The sequence below is a fragment of the Rhodococcus sp. KB6 genome, from assembly GCF_001445685.1.
GTDB classification, from domain to species: domain Bacteria; phylum Actinomycetota; class Actinomycetes; order Mycobacteriales; family Mycobacteriaceae; genus Rhodococcus_F; species Rhodococcus_F qingshengii.
Window position 1 is genome coordinate 1 of sequence record NZ_LNAK01000111.1, and the last position, 313, is coordinate 313.

At 62.6% G+C, this 313-nt stretch carries 1 protein-coding gene; it reads left to right on the forward strand.

All coding sequences use genetic code 11. The features are described from left to right. Positions 1 to 266: DUF6301 family protein (locus tag ASU23_RS15100; RefSeq protein WP_253741354.1), on the forward strand; the 266-nt coding region annotated here is incomplete at its 5' end. Positions 267 to 313: the final 47 nt, after the last annotated feature.

Genomic DNA, 313 nt, shown 5'->3' on the forward strand with positions numbered 1-313 from the left:
CGGACGTGGCAGATGATGCTACGCCCATGACAGTGGTGCGCCCGTTGCTGGTCGAGGGGTTCACGAACCTCGATGTGGCATTTACCGCGCTCCTGGGGACAGCCACGAGCGCCGAACCCGAACCAAAGGCAGCTCTCCGGTGGGACCTGCCGAAAGCGGTCATTTCACTGCACCTGGGTGTCAATGCGATCGACTTGCGTCTGACGAGTCCGGGGTATCAGGCATGGGTGGATGAGCCCGAACCGGAGTACGAGGACGAGGACTAGCGATCGAGGTCGGCGAGATCGCATCCGGTGCGGGAACAGGTTTGCGC